Below are 20,104 nucleotides of genomic sequence, written 5' to 3' on the forward strand. Positions count from 1 at the left end.
TTACTTATTAGGTTTTCTATGCGCACACCTTATATTGCCTTTAGCATAACAAGTGTAATGCTTGTTACTTTACTTGGTTCATTACTTACTCTGGCTCAAGCAAAAAACTCCGCAGACTTATTGGCATTACCCGCCCAAAAAAGCGCTTTGGCAAGTCAAAGTGTACTTATGGCAATGACGCCAAACAATGGCAGTGTGCTGGTGGTTGGAGAACGAGGCCATATTATTAATTGGCAAAATAGCAATAACTGGCAACAGCAACAGTCTCCTGTCAGTGTTGCTATTACTGGGGTAACAATATTATCTGACGGCAGTAAAATAGCCGTTGGGCATGATGGTGTTATTCTCAAAGCAAATAGCGATAGCACAACTTGGCACAAAGTATTTACCGGTGTTGAATTAATCAAACTTAAAATAGAACAGGTAAAGCAACAATATCAAGACTTACAACAGCTGATAAAGCAAACGCAAGATGAAGATGAACTAGAGGAATTAACCTACCAGCTAGAAGATTTGGCCTTTGCGATTGAAGATAATCAGTTAGAATTAATATCAGGGCCAAATAAACCGCTGCTTTCTGTTACTCACACCTCAAATGATACCTTATTTGCCTGTGGCGCCTACGGTACCCTCCTCACGAGTACAGACAAAGGAGAAACGTGGCAGTTAATCAATAATCAACTTGATAATCCTGACAATTATCACCTTAATGCGGTGATAGCTACAGTAGATGATGAACTCTATCTTGTCGGTGAAAATGGCTTAGGTTTTAAATCTCATGATGTAGGAAAAACTTGGTCAGTAATGACACTTCCCTATTCTGGTAGCTTATTTGGCATTATCGCTAACACCAATAATGTTGATAAAAGAGCCGCTAACGGTAGCCATTTCATTGATAACAAAACACAACTTGTCGCCTTTGGCTTGCAAGGAAACTTGATGATCTCCCTTGATGGTGGCACGTATTGGCAGCATGAAAAATTACCTAATGGTATCAGTTTACTTGGCGGTAACTTCTCTAAGCAGGGCAACGCTTACTTAGTGGGACATGGCGGTTTAATTGTCAGTTTCTCGCCTGAAAACCTAGCGTTATTAAACATTAAAAAGCACCCTTCAGGCGCCGCATTCTCTAGTATTTTAGTTAAAGAAAACTCATTAATTCTTGCTGGTCAATTCGGCATTACCCAATGGCCAATTAAGGAATAGGGAAAAACTTATGTCTACTGATAAATCGACACATACACCGAGCAAATTAGCACAAAAAATAGAGCAATTTATTTTTAGTCATCGTGCACTATTGATGACGATAATCGTTATTTGTATCACCTTGTTAACCCTACAAGCAACTAAAGTTAAACCTGAAGCTAGTTTCACTAAAATGATCCCCGGCTCGCACACCTATGTTAATAATTTTTTAACCTACAAAAAAGAACTCGCTGATTTAGGTAATGTCATTCGAATTGTCGTTGAAAACAAAAAAGGGGATATTTTCAACGCTGACTTTCAAGAAACCTTAAAGCAAGTAACCGATGAAGTTTTCTATATCCCGGGGATAAGTCGAGATGGTTTAAAATCATTATGGACACCCAATGTTCGCTGGCAAGAAGTCACTGAAGAAGGTTTTGTCGGCGGTGCGGTAATTCCTGATGGCTATAATGGCTCGACAAAAATGATTGAACGCGTTAAAGCTAACGTTTTTAAGTCGGGACAAATTGGCGTACTGGTCGCTAATAACTTTCAATCCGCTATTATTTTAGCGCCATTACAAGACATTAATCCTGAAACAGGCTTACCACTCGACTACCGAGAGTTATCAAGCGTTTTAGAAGAAAAGATAAGAGACAAATACAGCAGTGACGATGTCACGATACGCATTGTTGGCTTTGCAAAAGTTGTTGGTGATTTAATCGATGGCGCCTTACAAGTTGTTGCTTTTTTTGTCTTAGCCGTTGTTATTACTTTTGTACTACTTTGGCTTTATTCGCGTTGTTTACGTAGCACAATATCAGTGTTGGTATTTTCAATTTTTGCCGTGTTTTGTCAATTAGGTATTTTAAATTTACTGGGCTTTGGCATTAATCCTTATTCTATGTTGGTGCCTTTTTTAGTGTTTGCTATTGGTGTCAGCCATGGCGTTCAAATTATTAATTCGATTATTCATCATAGCGTAACCGGCGCAGATAAAATTGACGCTGCCAAGCTTGCTTTTCGCTCACTTTATATTGCTGGCATTACCGCTTTAGTCAGTGATGCTATCGGTTTTACCACTTTAATGGTCATTGACATAGAGGTAATACGAGAATTAGCTATCGCCGCTAGTATTGGTGTTGCAATCATTATTGTTACTAATTTAATCGCCTTACCAATATTAATGAGTTATATCGGTGTTTCTCCAGCGGGTCTTAAATATGCACAAAAGTCAGCTCATAACACAGGTATAGTCGAAAGCTTATTTAAAAACTTTGCTAAGCCTCCACTAGCAAAAGTAGCTTTAGCTGTTGGTCTTGGCTGCTTAATCCTTGGTTTGTATTTTTCACAATCAATGAAAATTGGTGATTTAGATGCAGGCGCTCCAGAGTTAAGACCTGACTCTCGTTATAACCTTGATAACGCTTATATTGTTGATAATTACAGCACCAGCACAGACTTATTTGTCATTATGGTCAAAACAGAGGTCGAGCAGTGTGCTCAATATCAAACCTTGGTTTGGGTCGATCAATTCCAATGGCAATTACGCAATGTTGCGGGTGTTCAGGCGGTTAAGTCTGTCGCCGATGTTTCAAAATTTGGCCTTTTTGGCATGAATGAAGGTTCTTTAAAATGGTATGGCTTAAACCGTAATCAATTAATGACCAATGCTTCATTGTCTAAAACACCACAAGGGTTGATGAATAAAGACTGCTCTATGGTGCCCGTGCTGGTTTTTCTCAAAGATCATAAAGCACAAACCCTAGATAATGTCGTTAAAGCAGTAGAAAAGTTTAATCAAAAAAATCAAATTGACGGTATAGAATTTTTAATGGCTGCAGGCAATGCAGGCATAGAGTCAGCCACCAATATGGTTATCGAGGAAGCACAAACTGAAATGCTCGTTTGGGTTTATGCCATTGTTATTATTATCTGTTTAATTACCTTTAGAAGTGGTCGCATTGTAATTTGTATCATTACTCCACTGATATTAACTAGCATTATGAGCCAAGGTTTAATGGGCGTATTAGGCATTGGCGTAAAAGTAGCCACTTTACCCGTTATTGCTTTAGGTGTCGGTATCGGTGTTGATTATGGTATTTATATCTTTAGTAAAGTTAAAGAAGCGCTAGGCCAAGGCAAGTCATTATACATGACCTATCGCTACGCATTAAATCAAACCGGTAAAGCCGTTGCCTTTACGGGGATAACCTTAGCTATTGGTGTTGCTACTTGGGTGTTTTCACCAATAAAATTTCAAGCAGATATGGGTATATTACTAACCTTTATGTTTATTTTTAACATGTTAGGCGCCCTAACGCTGATCCCTGCCATTGCATGGCTGCTCAATATAGGCTCTCACAGGAGTAAGAAATAATGACAACAATAACAACACAACTAGCACTTGATGATACCTTTTTACAGCAAAAGCAATATTTTGCTAACAACACTTACCCAAGCTATGACAAGCGTATTAGTGACTTAAAAAAATTAAAAGCATTAATGATAAATAATCAACAAGCCTTTATTGATGCTATGAGTGATGATTTTGGTCATCGCAGTACCGAAGATACAAAAATTGGGGATATTCTCACCACTGTCATGGGTATTAATTACAGCATTAAACACCTAAAGAAATGGATGAAACCTGAAAAAAAGCATATTGGTATATTATTTCAACCGGCAAAGGGTGAAGTGGTTTATCAACCTAAAGGTGTTATTGGTATCATAGCGCCATGGAATTATCCGGTTTTTCTCGCCTTTGGACCATTAACTGCTGCCTTGGCTGCAGGTGATACCGCTATGATAAAAATGAGTGAATACACCCCAAAAACGAATCACTTATTAGCAAAGCTGATTACCGAAACCTTTCCTGTTGAACAAGTCGCCATTGTTTGCGGCGAAGCTGCCATGGCGGCGGCATTTTCGACGTTAGTTTTTGATCATTTATTTTTCACTGGCTCTACCGCCGTTGGTAAATTAGTGATGAAAGCCGCGGCTGAAAATTTAGTCCCGGTCACCTTAGAGTTAGGTGGTAAATCACCAACTATTATTGATGACGATATAGATATAAAAACCGCTGTTAGTCGATTAATTCTTGGAAAAACCCTCAATTCTGGACAAACCTGTGTCGCCCCCGATTATGTCTTCTGCCCAGAAAATAAAGTAGCTGAATTGACCCAGGCTTTTCAAACCTACTATCAAAGTATGTACCCTAACGTTCAAGGTAATGATGACTGCACCGCTATAATTAACCCTGCCCAAAAGGCCCGCATTGATGGTTTGCTTGCTAATGCTAGCGAGCAAGGCGCCACTGTTACTTCCTTACAACCAAAAAGTGATAAGACTCAATCAAGAAAAATGCCGTTAACCTTATTAACTAATGTCAGCGACGATATGACCGTAATGCAACAAGAAATTTTCGGCCCGCTACTGCCAATAATAGCTTATAAAGACGTAAGCGAAGCGATAGACTATATTAACAGTAAGCCTCGTCCGCTTGCCTTGTATATTTGCAGTTTTAACAAGTCATTTCAGCAACAAGTTTTATTAAATACCCATGCAGGTGGCGTTTGCATTAATGATGCAGCATTCCATGTTGCTATTGATGATCTCCCTTTTGGAGGCATAGGTGCATCGGGTATGGGGCAATACCATGGTAGTGAAGGTTTTAAAACTTTTTCTCATGGAAAGTCAGTATTATCGCGAGGAAAAATAAGCTTAGGCTCATTATTATTCCCACCTTTTGGTAAGAGAATTCATAAAATTTTATTTGCGTTATTTATACGCTAATTAATTTAGTTAGAATTAGTTTTACAATGTTAATCGCTTTACTTGTGTTAACTATTACTTTTTAAGCTCAAAACAACGCGTACTTAAGGAAATTACATGACTAAACCTTGGCTGATAAATTATCCAAAAAACGTCGAACAGCAAGTCGATTTAAACCGTTATGCCTCTTTATTAGAGTTATTTCACCAGACCACCGCTAAATATAAGCCACAAACCGCTTTTAGTAATTTTGGCGCTGAACTCTCTTTTGAGCAAGTCGATGAACTGTCTCGCGACTTTGCCGCTTTTTTACAAAATAAATTAAACATTACTAAGGGCAAACGTGTCGCGCTGATGTGCCCAAATACTTTGGCTTTTCCAATAGCAATGTGGGGCATTATTCGTGTTGGCGGGGTGCAGGTAAATGTTAATCCTATGTACACCGCACGAGAACTTAAGCACCAACTTAATGATGCACAAGTCGACACTATTATTATATTTTCACCCTCAACAAAGATGCTCGCTGATATTATTGATACGACCGATATTAAACATGTAATTACGGTTAACTTAGACGATCTCGTCAATAAAAGCTTACCTTGTCAACCGGTTGATCAGCGGTTAACCACAACGGTCCGCTTTACTGATGCCTTAATTCAAGGACAAAACCTCGCGTTGGTTGAACCGACCCTTTGCCAAGCTGATTTATTATTTTTACAGTATACCGGCGGAACTACGGGGTTATCTAAAGGCGCGATGCTTAGCCACGGCAATTTAATTGCTAATATTTTACAATTCGAAGAGTTTGCTAAAAATCATATTCATTACGGTAACGACGTTGTTATTACCGCCATCCCGATGTACCACATCTTTGCTTTAATGGCGAATACACTCAGCTACTTTTACTTTGGCGCCAAAAACGTTTTAGTGACTAATCCTCGAGATATGGCCAGTTTTGTAGATATATGGAAAAACACCGATGCAACTATGTTTACCGGGGTAAATACCTTATTTAATGGTTTATTACATAAACCGGGCTTTGATCAAGTTGATTTTTCAGCATTAAAACTTTCTTTGGGCGGTGGTGCAGCAGTGCAACAAGCCGTTGCCGATAAATGGCAACAAGTTACCGGCGCTAGGCTTCATGAAGGCTATGGTTTATCTGAGACTTCACCTGTTTTGTCATTAAACTTTGGCACTGTTATTGATAACGAAACCGTCTACATACCAGGTATTGGCGTGCCATTACCTAATACAGATATTTCTATTCGAGACGATGATGGCAATATAGTATCGCAAGGCGAATCGGGTGAACTTTGTGCTAAGGGCCCACAAGTTATGCAAGGCTATTGGAACAATGCTCAAGCAAGCGACGAATGTATGACCCAAGATGGTTATTTTAAAACTGGCGATGTCGGTATACTTGACGACAAAGGTTTCTTTCATATTGTTGATCGTAAAAAAGATATGATTAATGTCTCTGGTTTTAATGTTTACCCTAACGAAATTGAAGCTGAAGTAGCTAAAATGGCTGGCATTTTAGAATCAGCTTGTATTGGCGTAGACGATGATAAAACTGGCGAGGCGGTTAAACTTTTTATTGTAAAAGAAGATGAAAACATCACAGAACAAGATGTTATCAATTTCTGTCGCCAAGGACTAACGGCTTATAAAACCCCTAAACATGTCACTTTTATTAATGAAATTCCTAAATCAAGTGTCGGAAAATTATTGCGCAGAGAGCTAAGATAGAGTGATGTTCATCATCAGTTTTTAGCCACTCTCCACAATGAATTATCTTTGCTTATAACCTTGTTTGGCTATTAACAAGGTTATAAGACTTAATACCCAAATTCATCTGATAAAAAAACGTGAACGGTTTTTAGCCACTCATCACGATGAATAACCTTTCCTTATAACCTTGTTTGGCTATTAACAAGGTTATAAGACTTAATACCCAAATTCATCTGATAAAAAAACGTGAACGGTTTTTAGCCACTCATCACGATGAATAACCTTTCCTTATAACCTTGTTTAGCGATTAATCAAGCGTAAAGACTTAATACCCAAATTCACATCATAAAAAAACGTTAACGGTTTTTAGCCACTCATTACGATGAATAACCTTTCCTTATAACCTTGTTTAGCGATTAATCAGGCGTAAAGACTTAATACCCAAATTCACATCATAAAAAAACACTGATGTTTACCATCAGTGTTTTTTATAAAACGTTATCAGTTTTTAGCCATTCATCAAGATGAATAACCTTTGCTTATAACCTTGTTTGGCTATTAACAAGGTTATAAGACTTAATACCCAAATTCATCTGATAAAAAAACACTGATGATTACCATCAGTGTTTTTTATAAAACGTTAACAACCTAAATAATCATTACGCTTATTGCTTAAGGCGTCGTACTGCTAATCCCATTATACCTAAGGCAAAAATAGCTAAACTGGTCGGCTCTGGTACTTTATTCATTACGACATTATCCATTACACCATAAAGATTACTGGTACTTAACATCGTTATGCGAATTTCATCGACCATAACACCCTTCAAATTAATCGCTTCTTCAGTTGAGAACTGATCATGCCATTTTGTGGTAGTCGTTGTATATGCGTCAATTCCTTGAGGTATGAGATCTAAGAAACCTGTCACAGTGAAAATGTCACCCTCATTGTAATATGAAGCAATATCAAACCGTTCAAAAGTAAATAAGCCGTTAGTTGAGAAAACCCAAGTTGACTTTGAACCACCATCAGCAAAAGCGGTTTGACCGGTAGTAAACCCTGGATTTACAATTTTAGTACGAGCTTCATCCCCAAAATCACTATTAACAATACCATCAATAGCAGCAAAAGCAGCACTTGTAGTGCTAGTAGCATTGGCATTGCTAGAAGCACTAATATAAAAGCCGTTGTCGAAACCTTTATCAAAATCACCTATATCTAAGCTTTCAAAATCGATGGTAATTAGTGATGCCGATGCGACATTAACTAAACAACTACACGCGAAGATAAAGCTTGTGACACTGGCTGTTATAAATTTAGTTTTCATTTGATATTCCTATTTATTCTCAAAAAATAATATTAATGAGTAATGCTAAAAAAGATAATTCATCAATGTGTTGCGCTAATAAAAAGCTAATCTGGTACTGGTATATATTGTAATAATAGTGGGTAATTAAAGCCTATCTGATGTTACCCGATAGGCTTTATTTGCCTTGATACTCAGTCTATAGGTAGTTATTAAAAAAACGTGTCGCGGCTACTGCGTAATCAGCGCGGCTAACTCGTGCTTTACCGTTAAAGGTCGCCGTTATAGTAGGGACTAAATCATAAGTACCCTGTTGAACGTCAAAGCTTGCGCCTAATATTCCTAAGTCTAAGGCTAGTTGTACGTAACCTTTCATTGCTTGTGGAATATCAGCTTGGTCTGCTATCGCTATACGTTGCTCGCCATAAATAGCAGTAATTTCACCAGTAAAGCTTTCTGCAGTCGATTGTAAAGCCAATGACTGTACAAAAGAATAAGCTAACTCATTGCGATTAACTAAGCCTTGTGGATTAAAATGAGTACCATTAGTCAACATTACTGCATGTTGATCTTGTGCACCATTTCGTAAAGCGGCACCCTTTTCACTAGCCGCGTTAATAGCAGCAGTGTAAGTAGTATTTTCTGTGACATCAGTAAATGTGCTTGTTGTTGCCAAATTTGATTGACGAATACCGGCACCTAAGCTTAAGAAATCAGCTAGGTCTTCACGGGTAAGGCTAATATCTGGTTGAAAACCTTCCGTATTTGCATCGACTAATTCTTCACTAACTGCGAATTCAATAAACGCTTTAGCGGGGTGGTTAGTTGAATCATCAAGACCAAGATAACCATCAGTTTTTATAATCTTAACCGTTACGTCAATATCACCAGGTACCGCATAACCATTGGTTAATCCAGCAGGGTCAAGCGCAACACCGGAAAGACTACCAATACCACCAGCTTTAAGAATCCACTCACCCGCTTCCGCTGGCGCTGTCACTGCAATGTTTTGACCTAAAACAGGTAAAGCGATACTTGACCCGTAACGTTTTTTCGAAGGACTAATCAAGGTAAGTGCTACCGTATTATCATCAATGTTTGCTCGAACCATCACCATAGAAGCTTCGGCATTGACGGTCAAAACAACACCTTCATTATCACCAACAGGACTAAACGGCACAGACATATCATCTTCTGACTGAACTGAGGTTAACGCTTTAGCATTAAAATCACGGTTGATTTTAGCAGTTTTGCCAAAAACTAAACTTTTATCGACAATTGATTGTACTGCCGCGTAGGCATTGACATAACCGGCGCCAGCTTCCCATGTTTCTCGACCAGGCATATTGGTAGCGGTTTCTTGCAATATTGACTTAACTTCACGCCACGTTAACTTAGGTTCAGCTTCTAACATCAAAGCAACGACACCAGCAACATGTGGCGCTGACATCGACGTACCGCTCATAGAAGTATAATAAGGCACGTGATTAGCTTCCATCACTTCGCTATCATCGGCAATGCTCAAGGCACTTAAGCTAGATAATGAAGCACGGGTTGAAATAATATCAACACCCGGCGCAGTAACAGTAGGACGGTCTTCCCACTGAAAGAGCTCGCCATCAACCGTAACTTCGCCACCTTTACCTTTAACACCACGTGAACTAAAGTCAGCTAATTTACCGTCTTTATCACCCGCTGCTACGGTAATGACCCAAGGTGCTTTTTTGAAGTTACCAGTGATTGTCGCTTCGCCGCTTCCCGAGTTACCCGCAGAGAAAACGACAATAATACCCGCATCTGATAATGTTTTAGTGACAACATTGGTTGGATGGTCAGGGTTAAAGTCAGTACCTGTATCACTTGTACTACCAAAAGAGTTTGAAATAACGCGAATATTATAATCAAATTGATGCGTCTTAGCGTAATCAAAACCACCGATAGTGTCTAAAATAAATAAACCTGCACCTGAGCCATAACCAACAATTTTTGCGCCAGGAGCTACACCTTGATATTTACCCCTGGACATCGCACCGTTGCCACCAATAATGCCCGCAACATGAGAACCATGACCACCAGCAATATCACTGTTCGCGATATCTTCTTGGTAAGTTATGGGTAAAATATCTGATAACGATTGTAGGTTAGTTTGTGCCAATACGTTTTGAACAACGTGGTTAGGAAATTTAATGTCGCTGTGCGTGCCATCAACACCCGAGTCATTAACCACAACCCCGATACCACGTCCAGAATATGGCATACCGTTACTACGTAAAGATTCATCATCACGTAAGCGGTCAACACCGGTAATTTGTGTTGCTCTATTATTTTCTAATGACAATGGCGCGTTGTAGTAAACAGAGCGTACTTTATTTGATTTATAAATAGCTTCTATTTGCGCCTTTGTTGCCGTTATACCCACAATAGGAAACTGCTTAAAGCTTACGCCACCAATAACACCCGTTGATTCAATAACGTTTAGCTGTTGTGCATTAATAGCTCCTTTACCTTCGAAAGTAACGATGACGTTAAAAACTTCATGTACTTCAGCAGTTGCCATCAAACCTTTCAGTTCAGGTCCGATAGATTTAGCGGCAATATTTAGCGACATGAAAGTTAAGCCTGCACCAATAAGGCCAGCGATTAATATTTTATTTTTTAATTGTGTTTTTAGCATTGGAATAAACCTTATATGTTTTGATACATCGAGCATGCCAAACATTAAGGTTTAAAATAATCAGGTAAAACCCCTACAAGGAAGAGGTTAATATACCTTGTTTATAGCAGTAGGTTATTTTTGGCCGCATAACGGACCAATTCAGCAGCGTTGGCAACGCTCAATTTATCTAGTACTTTACCGCGATGGTTTTCTGCTGTTTTAACACTTATATCTAATGAACGAGCAATTTCTTTGGTGGTTTTACCTTCAATGATTAAATGAAAGACTTCACGTTCACGATTAGTCAGGTTTTTGTAGGGGTCTTGCCAATTTTCTGCTGGTTTGTTGTATTGTGATGCCAACACACTTGCCGCGTATTGGCTGTAATAGGTTTTCCCCGCAGCTAATGCTTTTACCGCATCGATGAGCTCGTCACTCGCACTGTCTTTTAATAAATAACCAGAAGCACCCGCTCTAACCATATGAATGACATACTCTTGTTCTTCATGCATAGTTAGCACTAACACTTTTGTGCCTGGCAGTTGGCCATTTAGGCGTTTAACCGCTTCCATACCGTTCAATCCTGGCATGCTAATATCGATAACGATAACGGTGGGTTTTAATTCCAGCGCTTTGCTCACGGCTTCAAGTCCGTCTGCTGCTTCAGCAACCACCTGAATATCATCATCTTTACTTAATAAACTGACCAGTCCATGACGTAAAATAGTATGATCATCTGCAATAAGAACACGGATCATCGGCCATTCCTCCCCGTTACCAATATTTTTATTTCACAGCCTTGTCCTGGCTGCGAAATTATTGTTAATTGACCACCGAAGGCACTTATTCTATCGCGCATTGCGCCTAAGCCAAAACCCTCAGGACTCGCTTCTTGATCAGCTTTCATTCCTATACCGTCATCTTTTATTTTAATCATTAAAAGATTATCAGTCGCAATTAAATTGAGAATAATTTTTTGTGCTTGTGCATGCTTAATCGCGTTGGTCAGCGCTTCTTGTATTACTCGAAACGCTAGGGTTTGAGTATCACTATCTAAAATACTGTCAACTTGATGATGAAATTCAATCATCGCTTTTTCGGGGTCCGCCATAATACGCACTAACCAATCAAGGGCAGGAATAAGCCCAAGGTCATCTAAAATTCTGGGGCGCATTAAGCGAGAAATCACTCGAGTGTCTGATAAGGCTTGACGTGCAAGATCGATACTCTCATCAAGCGCTATACTCTCGTCACCTTTTTTAACTTGCTGCAGTTGATTAATCAAAGCCGTTAGCAGTTGTCCTACTCCATCATGTAATTCTCGAGCGATATGCTTACGTTCATCTTCTTGCACTCGCCAAACGCGTTTTGCCAAACCACGCATTTGCTCATTACCCGAATAAAGCTGTTGTGATATTTGTTTTTGCTTCTCATTAAGTTGATTAACCATTTTAGCAATATTGGCATTATTGGTCATGGCGTGATAACTCCATTAATGAATCATTTAATTCAAAATAGTCTTGAGTTTCTATGAATTTACCAGAAAATTCTGGAGGTAAATTAACCTTAAGATGCATCAGCTTTTTAGTCACTTTTTTATAATATTTTGTTGGGTCTTGTTGATTAACAATCGCCAATTGAGCACGTAAACGATCAAATTGAAAACTGCGCCAATAATCGCCCATTTTTCTTAATAAAATATCGGCTGACCTTAGTGTTGCTTTTAAATCAAGCCAAGCTCCTGCAAAATATTGCTGTACGGCTAAAAGCTCTAAATATTCAATATACTGATATTGTTGCAGGCTAAAATCAACGTTAGCTAGTGGGGTCAAATAAACGCTGATATCTTTGTTGCCTTGGTGTAGAGACTGTCTTGCCTGATAAATTAATTGGCGAATATAAATAGATTGATGGGCATGATCTAAAACCCTATTATTTTTATTTTCAATAACCGCTGTCGGTAAACTCCCTACCGTCTGACTTTTTAAGAACTGAAATTTACTCATATGTTCTTTATTGCCATGATGCGAAACTATATCGTTTATGTTGGCTAAGTGCTTAGCCGCTTGCTCTTGGTCGCCCAGCTGTAATGACCAATCGGCTAACCATAGACCAAATTCAGCCATAGCTCTAACGTCATTAGCTTTAACAGCCGCTTGATAAGTCACCGTTAACTCTTCAATGCTCGCATAAAAATTACCTTGTAAAAAAGCGAGTTTTGTTAGGTAGCTACGCGAAACGATCGACTCTTCGGTAATATTGAGTTTTTCAGCATCGGTTAAAGTGTTGTTAAACAGGTGATAGGCATTGCGCCAATTTCCCTTAGCGAGTTCCATCTGCCCTAAGTTTTGTCGTACATGGATAATGCCAATGGGAAATTGTACTTGCTGATATAACTGCTCTGATTGACGCCAATAAACCAAGGCATGTTCTGGGTCAAGCAGCATAAAATAAGTGAAGCCAATATTATTCATACTCTCTGCCTGGAGCATTAAGTTATTGAGTTCAACTCGAATATTTAACGCATGACGATAATTCTCTAAGGCCGTTTGATACAAAGCTTGCTCTTCAGCCAATTTTCCTAGCTCATTATAAGTATTCGAAAGACCCTCTTGATCGTCTAACTTCTGATAGATAGCTAAACTTTCTGTTAGGTATTGTTCCGTCTGCTGGTATTCACCAACCGCTAAATGCATAGCGGCTAAGTTAGTCATAGTGGTCGCTGCATCGGCTAAGTTACTTAGTTGTCTTCTAATTTTTAACGATTGTTGATAATAATCAAAGGCAAGTTCTGTTTCTCCTAACTGTCCATAAACAACACCAAAGGCATTTAGCGCCTCACCTTCTTGAACACGATTTTTTAGTTTCTTAGCGGTGACCAGTGCCTTAACAAAATATTCATTTAACGCTTTTTCAAAATCACCTTGTAAAAATGCCACTCTACCTAACATAAACCATGCACTAGGATGGTTTGGATCAATTTTTACCACTTCTTGTAGTAAGACTTCCATTTTTTTATGTTGTTCAATTAAAAAATAGAACTCTGATAGCATCATCTTAAGTTCAGTGTTGTAAGGAAATGCATTCACTAAACTTAAATAATCAGTTTGAGCTTGTTCGATTTTACCCGCTAAATCATTTAAGCGTGCACTCGCTAGTTTCGCCGTATAAGAATTAGTGGCGCTAAATGCTATCGCTTGGCTATAAGCCTGTTCGGCTTCCATGAATAAACCTATCGTCAGGTTTAATTCACCTTGTTGCAGCCAAGCTTGCGCAGAATTGGGTTCTCTCGCTAATATTTGGCTTAACGCTTGCTGCGCCTGCTCAAACTCACCCTTTAAAATAAGTGTTTTAATAGGAAATAAATCAACCAAAGGGTTTTCTTCAATCTCAATGGTTTTTTCGGCATTCACCTCTATGTCTAAACGCTGCCTAAATTTATCGACAAAATGTCGAGTCACTTCTTGCCAATCTTTCTCGTCATAAGGGGCTTTTATTAAGGTTTCGCGTTGAATGTTAAAACCATCGACAGAAACCAACTGAAACTGAATATCTTTAGCCTCAGAACCGGCAATAAATGTTTGTGGGCTAATAAGCACGTCAATCTGCAGTAAGTCTGATATCAACTCCATATTAGCGTCATCAATGGGAGGCGTAATACCCAGTTGCGCTAATAGCTGGCTTAATCTCGATTGTTCAATCACCCGTAAGTTCTTAATATCGGTTAATTGGTAATTCAAATAGTTAGCAAAGGTTTGATCAAATTCGCCCTCTTGTGTCTGCAAAGGTAATATCGCCACCGCGTAATGATCGACTGCATTGGCTTTAATCGGTGTTTGACGACTCAGAAACAAAACCACTGCGATGGTAAAAAATACCATCATCGACATAACCGTCACTATTAACCGCTTTTTGCTGATGGGTTTATTATCTTTTTCTGCTAATAAACTAATATATTGATTCTGCGCTTGGTTAATATTAGTGGGACGGGATGCGGGATGTGGAGAAATGAGTGTCAATGACCATGACTTTAGAAAGTTAAACTCTTCTTTAACGGCCTTAAATTTAGGTTTATCTAACAACTTAGTCTGTAAAATTTCATCAATCGAATGGCCACTAAAGGGTAAACCGTGACAACATAATTGAAAGATCACTACACCTGCGGCATACAAATCAGTGGTTAAGTTTATTTTACCGGTTTGTAAATACTCTGGTGGCGCATAATAAGGTGTCCCTGAAACACGGTCAGCGTTACTTTCTTTATTAAAAGCAGACAAGCCAAAATCGGCAATAAAGAGCCGACCTGACTCATCTAACATGATATTTTCAGGCTTAATATCTTTATGAGTAACCCCCGCTTTTTCAGCAAAGGCTAAGCCATCTAATAATTGCTCAATAATTTGAAAAGTTTGTTCAGTTGTGAGTGAATTTGATGCGATAGCTTCTTCTAGACTGCTACCCGAAATCCAATCCATGGTTAAAAAGTGAACATCTTCATCTTGGTAGTATTCATGAACGCGGATAATATTGGGGTGACTTAATTGACGAACCAATAATAATTCTTTTTTAAAATCAGCAATGGTTTGCTTATCTTGACTCAGCGATGTATTGAGGACTTTGATGGCGATAACGGTATCGAGCTGCTTATCATAGGCGCGGTAAACAAAACCATAACGGCCTTGTCCTTGCAGACTTTCAATTTCAAAACGACCAACAAGACACTCTCCAGCAGCAAGCGGCTTAGACAAGGGTATTATTTGAGTCGCATTTAGCTGATCATCATCGCTATGTGTTAACTTGGGTGATTTTAAATCGCTCATATAGCCTTTTTACTAATGATATAGTATTAGTGGCACAAATTAAGCAAACTACAGTCTTTATCGCTAGATGTCCATATCGAGTTCTCATTAAGAATTAGTTGCAATGAATCAATAGATTGTTGCAGCAACATCGCCTGAACGGTTGCTTCGAGTTGTTGGCTCATACTGCTTAAGATTTCTATATCCAACTCGGTTAGCACTTTATCAGACATTTTGCTGTCGGTATAAATAATCCCTACCACTTTATGCTCATAAAACAGTGGAATGCAGGCTAAAGCAGCAATTTGTTTCAGTTCGATGCTTTTACGAGCACTTAACAGTTCATGGCATGAAACATCCATAGCAACCACGTTTTGTCCACTTTCAAAACAACGTGTTATCGCGCCAACACTGCCTTCAAACTCTGATAGTTTAAAATCATTTCGCTGCATACCATGGGCAATACTGACATTAAGTGAAGCTAACGTATCGCCAAGTAAGACGATACCGCGTTGAGTGCCCGTTAACATGATAATATTTTGCAATTGTTCAGAGAGATTTTGTTTTAAATGCTCGGTCAACGGTATTGAAGTAGGTGTTTGGCTACTCGACAACCGCCATGCATTGTGGGTAATTATCGCATCAACTTGTTTTGACGACTTAGTTTCAAAAAGACAATCGAGTTCGCCAATAGAAATAATCGCGTCATCTTTTAAAGTAGAATGGGTAATTGCTATACCATTAACTTTAGTGCCATTACGACTGCGCTCATCATCAAGTTGCCAAATTTCGTTTAAATGGGCAACTTTAGCATGCTGGCGAGAAACGGTTGGGTGATCAAGCAACAACTCACATTGGTGAGAACGTCCTAAACGGTAACCATTATCTTCATAAAGAAAACTTTCTATCGCTGGTTGGTCCGGATAACAAATTGTAATTTTAGCTGGCATAAGATCACCCTTAATTGAACACTATTTTGTCGATGCTATTTGATTAATCGCAAGCTGAATCGTAAGGTGTTGGCATAAGCCATAAGCTCGCCAGCAACATTATGAATATCTCGACTTGAACGCCAAACATCAGGAATATTTATGCCTTTATTATCATTAATACGGCGATTAAAGTCATTAAGCTTACTACTCGCCATATGGTAATTGTTCGACAAAATAAGTTGGTTAATTTCATTTACATCTTGCAGTAACATCGAATAAACCGCTGCATTTATTTTGGATGAAAAATCATTAAGTGCGGTTTGTAAATCGTTAAATTTTTGGTTAACAACAACCAACGGAGCCCGTAAATCGGCAACAATAATAAATTGTGAGAAACGCCCTGTTGAACCACGTGTTCTATAGCTACCGGCACCCATAGTCATAGTGATATCTTTAAACTCACCATTAAGTGGCGCTTTAAAGAATCGCAGCGGTGTACCCGCGGTATATTCTAAATTATGCGTGTGTAAATCAACCGAAGCTAATCCTGAAAATGAAAAACCACTGTTCGCCAAAGGCTCAATAGTAATCATCATTGGAAATGCTGCAGAGGGAGAGATATTTAAGTCTTCGGGTAAACGGTCAATAAAATCTAATGAGGTAACGTCAATAATTTCTGCCGTTAGCCCTAAACTCTCTTTCGTTAAACCAACCGCATTTTCAAATTGTAGAGTCATATCGGCAGAAATATTGCCCGGTAAATGAATAACCGCCTCGACCTTATTACCTTGTACGTTGACTGACACCGATTCAGAAGCGAATGAGATTGTACTGACCAACATAGCTGTTGATGTTAGTACTAAAGTAAGTAGCTTTTTTATATGCAACATATTTTGTCCTCTGGGTAGTAACCTGACAATGTCATCAAATTATTTTTTACACTATTCTAACTAGAACCTACGTTGATCTACGTCAATTAGCAAGTTCTATGGCGCTTTTACTAACAACAAAACCAAGCCTAGTCAGGTTGGTTTTGTTATTAATGTTAATTATATAAATGTTAAGTGTTAACAGTTATTTACGTAAGTATCCATCATATAACCGGCTAATGATAATGGCATAGTCTCCACGCTTAACAACGCTGGCTGGTTCAAAGTAAGCAACAACGGTTGGCGATAGGTCATAAGGCCCTTGTTCAATAGCGAAACGAACCCCGATTAATGACATATCGATTGCAGCCTGCACATAACCTTTTAGCGCTTCATTAATATCACTTGAGTCCATAATAGCAATTCGTTCGCCGTTATATTCAACGGTTATATCACCACCAAAGTCTTTAACTTGTCTTTCTAATCCGAGTGCCTGTACCAGTGAATAGGCTAACTCTTGTTTATTCACCTTAGCGTGTGGTTGAAAACTATCACCGTTAGAAATCATCACCGGTGCTTGGTTTTGTACTCGATCTTTAAGCGCTGAGCCAGTTTCCGTGACGGCATCAACAAAAGGGGCGTGTTTCGCGTTAACATCAGTAAAGACGGTTTTATTATCATTTAAAAAGTTACGGTGCTGCCTAATTGACATACCCATGACTAAATATTGCGCCAGCTCTTTACGTCTTAACTTAGCATCAGGACGATAAAATTGATCGTTTTTACTATCAACTAAACGCTCACTGACCGCAAATTCAATTGCTTTTTCTGCAGGATGTCCGGCAATGTCGCTTAACCCCTCGTAGCCACCTGAGGTTAAAATTGAAATATCACCTTCGATATATTCAGGAATACCAGGGCCATTAGTAGTACCTGTTGGATCAGCTTGTACACCTGATAAAGAAGTGATACCAAAGGCAGATAGTTTCCATTCTCCGGTTTGTGCTGGTGCAGAAACTCGCATGGTGCTACTTAGCACAGGCGTTGTTAAGTTACCAAAATAGACGGTACCGTCTGGAGCTTCCAATTTAAGTTTAACCAGATTGGCCAATGTTTCAGAGGAAGCACTTATCCATGCTGCATCATCTTGAACGTTAAATGTATGGACTTCAGGTTCACCTGCTGGAGTAAATAGAACGCTAAATGGCTCAGGTGCTTCGTCATCAATAATAATCGCATTGGCATTAAAGCTATTGAGATTATTCACCGTTGCACTGTTTTGTTCGTTATAACCTAGGGCTCCAGCAACTGCTGCATATGCATTGACATGACCCGCGCCCACTTCCCAAGATTGGTAACCGGGCATATTAGTAGCGGTTTCTTGAAGAATAGTTTTTATTTGTAAGTTGGTTAAATTGGGATTAGCTTCCCACATCAAGGCAATAATACCGGCAACATGAGGCGCAGCCATCGAAGTGCCTGAAATTCTTGTGTAAAATGGTAAGTATTCGTTTTCAATCACGCCAATATCATCGGCACCACCATTAGAAGCGATATTGGTTTTAGCACGTGTCGAAATAATATCAACACCTGGGGCAACAATAGTCACTTCATTTATATAAGTCCAAGCTGAACCGTCTGGCATCCTAAAATCACCGCTTTCACCACGTTTACCCCGCGATGAGAAATCGATTAAGTCGCCTTGCTTGGTACTTGCACCAACAGAGATACCCCATGGGATTTGAGCATATGGATTATGTGTGTCTTCACCTGAACCACTATTACCGGCAGCAAATACCGATATAATGCCCACTCTGTGGGCTTTATAAGACGCTAAAGATATTGGACCTGCAGAGTCATATTTGCCACTAGAGCCCCAAGAGTTACTCATCACTCGAATGGGAGAGTTAAAATCATAAACGTGGGTAATAGCATAATCATAGCCGCCCAGCGCATCTAAAATAGAAAGACCCGCTCCAGAGCCATAACCAATAATATCAGCGCCGGGTGCTGCACCTTGGTATTTGCCGCCAGAGTGAGTACCCCAACCACCTACAGTACCGGCACAATGTGTACCATGACCAACATTTAAGTCAGTGTTACGTTGGCCTTCTAGCCACATACCGTCAAAACCTGTTAAGGAAAGTGCTTGAGCATGGGTAACGCCTTGCACATTTTCAATCACTTTAACGCCATATTCTAAATCATCTAATGTTGCATCGATGCCTGAATCATTAACAATAACGGTAACGCCCTTACCCGTGTATTTCATGCCATTGTTGCTGTTGAATGCGCTAGATTGTAGTTTTTCTACACCTGTTATCTGACGTGCTTCAGCATTATAATATTCTAATGAACGGTTAGCGAATATCGAACGAACACCTGGCATTGCCGCTAAGTGATTAATCTGATTAGCGTTTGCCATCACACCAACGATAGGTAATGATTTAAACTGTACACCTTGAGTTAAACCAAGGTTTAATAAGCTTTGCAACTGGGTAGTTGTTAATGCATCAAGTTGATCATAGGAAACGACAACCATAGTGCTGTCCGTTACTGTCATATTTTGTAATTGTTGCTCTAATTGAGAGCCAATGACTGCAGCTGCGGTTGCACTTAGACTGATACCTGCGATTGACATGGTTATTGCCATGTTCTTTATTATTGTCTTCATACTTTATATCTACCAGTCTTTAAAAGTGTATTTTATTTACCCTATTATTTGACTAGATTTTGACAAATAACACCATCGGGAACAGCCCCTATTTTATACAGGGGAAAACCCCTAGTCGTTAATTTTTCAGATAAGTCATTAAGAATGATTTAAGCGGATTTTTGTTTTAGCACA

12 protein-coding genes are annotated in these 20,104 nt (G+C 39.1%); 4 read left to right on the top strand and 8 right to left on the bottom strand.

Annotation, left to right across the window (positions count from 1 at the left end; all coding sequences use genetic code 11):
* Positions 1-18 precede the first annotated feature (18 nt).
* The 4 genes from A3Q34_RS06910 to A3Q34_RS06925 all read left to right on the top strand — a co-directional run bounded on the left by A3Q34_RS06910 (position 19) and on the right by A3Q34_RS06925 (position 6,711).
* Complete coding sequence (locus tag A3Q34_RS06910; protein WP_070374696.1) at positions 19-1,206, top strand: WD40/YVTN/BNR-like repeat-containing protein; 1,188 nt, start codon at positions 19-21, stop codon at positions 1,204-1,206.
* 10 nt (positions 1,207-1,216) lie between these two features.
* Positions 1,217-3,565: an efflux RND transporter permease subunit gene (locus A3Q34_RS06915; protein WP_070374697.1), complete on the top strand. Its 2,349-nt coding sequence runs from the start codon at positions 1,217-1,219 to the stop codon at positions 3,563-3,565.
* Positions 3,565-4,980 carry a coniferyl aldehyde dehydrogenase gene (locus tag A3Q34_RS06920; protein ID WP_070374698.1) on the top strand — a complete coding sequence of 472 codons (1,416 nt, stop codon included), beginning with the start codon at positions 3,565-3,567 and terminating at the stop codon, positions 4,978-4,980. Before A3Q34_RS06915 ends, A3Q34_RS06920 begins: the two co-directional genes overlap by 1 nt.
* A 96-nt stretch (positions 4,981-5,076) precedes the next feature.
* Positions 5,077-6,711 (top strand): AMP-binding protein, encoded by a 1,635-nt coding sequence (locus A3Q34_RS06925; RefSeq protein ID WP_070374699.1) that lies wholly within the window; start codon positions 5,077-5,079, stop codon positions 6,709-6,711.
* A 647-nt stretch (positions 6,712-7,358) separates the two neighbouring features.
* Here A3Q34_RS06925 and A3Q34_RS06930 read toward each other — a convergent pair.
* From A3Q34_RS06930 to A3Q34_RS06965, 8 genes are all read right to left on the bottom strand, one after another.
* Positions 7,359-8,021 carry a PEP-CTERM sorting domain-containing protein gene (locus tag A3Q34_RS06930; protein ID WP_070374700.1) on the bottom strand — a complete coding sequence of 221 codons (663 nt, stop codon included), beginning with the start codon at positions 8,019-8,021 and terminating at the stop codon, positions 7,359-7,361.
* A gap of 178 nt (positions 8,022-8,199) precedes the next feature.
* Complete coding sequence (locus A3Q34_RS06935; protein ID WP_070374701.1) at positions 8,200-10,674, bottom strand: S8 family serine peptidase; 2,475 nt, start codon at positions 10,672-10,674, stop codon at positions 8,200-8,202.
* A 101-nt stretch (positions 10,675-10,775) separates the two neighbouring features.
* On the bottom strand, positions 10,776-11,414 hold the full coding sequence (locus tag A3Q34_RS06940) for a response regulator transcription factor (protein ID WP_070374702.1): 639 nt from the start codon (positions 11,412-11,414) through the stop codon (positions 10,776-10,778).
* Complete coding sequence (locus A3Q34_RS06945; protein WP_070374703.1) at positions 11,411-12,133, bottom strand: sensor histidine kinase; 723 nt, start codon at positions 12,131-12,133, stop codon at positions 11,411-11,413. The genes A3Q34_RS06940 and A3Q34_RS06945 overlap by 4 nt, the downstream gene beginning before the upstream one ends.
* Positions 12,123-15,476 carry a serine/threonine-protein kinase gene (locus A3Q34_RS06950; protein WP_070374704.1) on the bottom strand — a complete coding sequence of 1,118 codons (3,354 nt, stop codon included), beginning with the start codon at positions 15,474-15,476 and terminating at the stop codon, positions 12,123-12,125. The genes A3Q34_RS06945 and A3Q34_RS06950 overlap by 11 nt, the downstream gene beginning before the upstream one ends.
* A gap of 26 nt (positions 15,477-15,502) precedes the next feature.
* Positions 15,503-16,405, bottom strand: coding sequence for an FHA domain-containing protein (locus A3Q34_RS06955; RefSeq protein WP_070374705.1), 903 nt, complete (start codon positions 16,403-16,405; stop codon positions 15,503-15,505).
* A gap of 35 nt (positions 16,406-16,440) precedes the next feature.
* A complete protein-coding gene (locus A3Q34_RS06960) occupies positions 16,441-17,277 on the bottom strand; it encodes a DUF6689 family protein (RefSeq protein WP_070374706.1) in 837 nt (278 codons plus the stop codon).
* Between the two features lie 184 nt (positions 17,278-17,461).
* Positions 17,462-19,930, bottom strand: coding sequence for a S8 family peptidase (locus A3Q34_RS06965; RefSeq protein ID WP_070374707.1), 2,469 nt, complete (start codon positions 19,928-19,930; stop codon positions 17,462-17,464).
* Positions 19,931-20,104: the final 174 nt, after the last annotated feature.

Origin of the sequence: Colwellia sp. PAMC 20917 (assembly GCF_001767295.1) — a bacterium.
In the GTDB taxonomy this organism is placed as follows: domain Bacteria; phylum Pseudomonadota; class Gammaproteobacteria; order Enterobacterales; family Alteromonadaceae; genus Colwellia_A.

Coding starts and splice junctions, on each gene's coding strand:
- A3Q34_RS06920 (WP_070374698.1), top strand. CDS start 3,565: ATGACAACAATAACAACACAACTAGCACTTGATGATACCTTTTTACAG.
- A3Q34_RS06915 (WP_070374697.1), top strand. CDS start 1,217: ATGTCTACTGATAAATCGACACATACACCGAGCAAATTAGCACAAAAA.
- A3Q34_RS06955 (WP_070374705.1), bottom strand. CDS start 16,405: ATGCCAGCTAAAATTACAATTTGTTATCCGGACCAACCAGCGATAGAA.
- A3Q34_RS06965 (WP_070374707.1), bottom strand. CDS start 19,930: ATGAAGACAATAATAAAGAACATGGCAATAACCATGTCAATCGCAGGT.
- A3Q34_RS06910 (WP_070374696.1), top strand. CDS start 19: ATGCGCACACCTTATATTGCCTTTAGCATAACAAGTGTAATGCTTGTT.
- A3Q34_RS06950 (WP_070374704.1), bottom strand. CDS start 15,476: ATGAGCGATTTAAAATCACCCAAGTTAACACATAGCGATGATGATCAG.
- A3Q34_RS06930 (WP_070374700.1), bottom strand. CDS start 8,021: ATGAAAACTAAATTTATAACAGCCAGTGTCACAAGCTTTATCTTCGCG.
- A3Q34_RS06925 (WP_070374699.1), top strand. CDS start 5,077: ATGACTAAACCTTGGCTGATAAATTATCCAAAAAACGTCGAACAGCAA.
- A3Q34_RS06960 (WP_070374706.1), bottom strand. CDS start 17,277: ATGTTGCATATAAAAAAGCTACTTACTTTAGTACTAACATCAACAGCT.
- A3Q34_RS06945 (WP_070374703.1), bottom strand. CDS start 12,133: ATGACCAATAATGCCAATATTGCTAAAATGGTTAATCAACTTAATGAG.
- A3Q34_RS06940 (WP_070374702.1), bottom strand. CDS start 11,414: ATGATCCGTGTTCTTATTGCAGATGATCATACTATTTTACGTCATGGA.
- A3Q34_RS06935 (WP_070374701.1), bottom strand. CDS start 10,674: ATGCTAAAAACACAATTAAAAAATAAAATATTAATCGCTGGCCTTATT.